Raw genomic sequence first — 1,884 nt, forward strand, 5'->3', positions numbered from 1 at the left:
GGGAGATTTGGAGTGGGATTTGTTGCAATATCAACCCCATAAAAATTTGAAGCAGTTTATTACTGACCTGAATTATTTGTATCGTAGGGAACCAGCGCTTTATACTCAGGATTTTGACCAGGACGGGTTTGAATGGATTGATTGTAGTGACAATCGCCATAGTGTCGTGTCATTCATTCGCTATGCTCACGATTCGGAAGAGTTTATTGTGACAGTGTGCAATTTTACCCCTCAGCCCCATAGTCATTATCGAGTAGGAGTCCCCGAGATGGGATTCTACAAGGAATTGCTCAATAGTGATGCTCGCCAATACGGTGGTAGTAATATGGGGAATCTAGGGGGTAAGTGGACAGATGAATGGTTCTTCCACAATCATTACTATTCCCTAGATTTGTGTTTGCCACCCCTGGGAGTGTTAATTTTAAAGCTTGATGATCAGAAGACTCAAGCAGAGTTGCAGTAGTGGGGAACTTCTGGAAGTGTGGGGAGATGGGGAGATGGGGAGCCAGATCAACAACTTTTCAAAACTTTCCTGTATGGCTACTCCCGATTCCCGATTCTAAATTCTCAATTCTCAATTCTCAATTCCCAATTCCCTGCTGCCCTCAATAACAATATTTCTTACTGTTATTCGGTTTAGGATGATATCTACCCTTGCGCAGGGCTCCGATTAGGGTGGATACGTAAACGCAACGTTGGGTGGTGATATTGTTATTATTATTCTTGGTGATTAGGGTGATTTGTCCCAGTTGTCCGTTGGTGTTTCCTTTGTGGTTAAACTGGACTCGCCATGGTCCAGTATTTGAACAGTCTCCCTTTGGTTTGGCTAGGGTAGTTTCGGATTTACCTTTCTTATTTTTGTCTTTGTAGATGGCAATGGTAGGGCTTAGGCTATGCCAATGGACTTGATCTAAGATGCATGTTTTTCCCATCGCTCGGTGAATTGACCACTGGACAATACCATCTTGTTCTCGAAAGCTAGTTTGCCAGGTCGCTTTGTCTCGTTTGGCGTTGCTTTGGGCAATCCGCATGGCTCGGTAGATTTCGTCTTGGGCTATGTTGAGCTGCAGATGATTGATAAAGGTAAGCCAGCTGGGGGTTGCGATCGCAGCCAATAGTCCAACTACTAACACTATCAGAATAGTTTCCAGTAGAGTGAATCCAGCGATCGCATCAGCTCGGGATTGATCGCCCTGTTGGCTATTGAATTGCATGGACTATCACCCTGATTTTAAGTTTGACCTTTGGTTTAATTGTGCCTAAGCTATCAGCTATTAGCTATCAGCGTGTCGCGTATCAGCTATCAGCTTAAGGCTGACGGCTGACGGCACCTCAAGTAGCGTGGCCAAAGGCCACGGCTGACGGCTGAATACTTACAATTGTTGCTTGATATAGTTCGATTTAATTTAATTTTTTGAACGACTAACAGGGAGAATGTTCTGAAAAAAAAAGCCCTGAATTACCGAGTTCAGAACTTTTTCGGTTGTCTTTAGTTTAGCTTTATTGTTATTGGGAAGGGATTAGGGAGTAGGGAGTAGTTGCGTAGGGTGCGTGATCAGACGGGCTGGCACTCATTTTCCGCCTCGTCGTCAGCCTTTGCACAGCCCGCCCCGTAACGCACCACCGGGTCTATAAGCTAGTCTCCCAGACTCAACAAACCAGCTTTTTTGTCTACCACTAAGGGTCTTTCCTCTAGCCAGGGTAAACCCAACAAAACTTCAGTAATTTCTGTACCAGCTAATACTGGTATAGTTAATTCTTGACCATCTAGGCAAAACTCAGCACTATGTTGACTAAGGACATCCCTCTTTTCTGTCAGTTTCTAGGGCACCCAAGATAGTTTTTACTATTACACATCGCTTGGTAGCTTCAATAGGGTTATCT

The 1,884-nt window shown here is 44.3% G+C and carries 3 protein-coding genes; 2 read left to right on the top strand and 1 reads right to left on the bottom strand.

The features are described 5' to 3' along the window. The coding region (locus F6K37_RS28585; protein WP_287253818.1) for an alpha amylase C-terminal domain-containing protein at positions 1 to 463 on the top strand (463 nt) is incomplete at its 5' end. Positions 464 to 489: 26 nt separating this feature from the next. After that, positions 490 to 612: a hypothetical protein gene (locus F6K37_RS28590; RefSeq protein WP_267872021.1), complete on the top strand. Its 123-nt coding sequence runs from the start codon at positions 490 to 492 to the stop codon at positions 610 to 612. Here F6K37_RS28590 and F6K37_RS28595 read toward each other — a convergent pair. Beyond that, positions 606 to 1,214 (bottom strand): pilus assembly FimT family protein, encoded by a 609-nt coding sequence (locus F6K37_RS28595; protein WP_008183228.1) that lies wholly within the window; start codon positions 1,212 to 1,214, stop codon positions 606 to 608. The two genes, F6K37_RS28590 and F6K37_RS28595, sit on opposite strands and share 7 nt — an antisense overlap. Positions 1,215 to 1,884 lie beyond the last annotated feature (670 nt).

The organism is Moorena sp. SIO4E2 (assembly GCF_010671945.1).
GTDB lineage: Bacteria > Cyanobacteriota > Cyanobacteriia > Cyanobacteriales > Coleofasciculaceae > Moorena > Moorena producens.

What these genes read in the sequence shown, in the direction of transcription:
- F6K37_RS28590 (WP_267872021.1), top strand. Translation starts at nt 490, where the DNA reads ATGGGGAGATGGGGAGCCAGATCAACAACTTTTCAAAACTTTCCTGTA.
- F6K37_RS28595 (WP_008183228.1), bottom strand. Translation starts at nt 1,214, where the DNA reads ATGCAATTCAATAGCCAACAGGGCGATCAATCCCGAGCTGATGCGATC.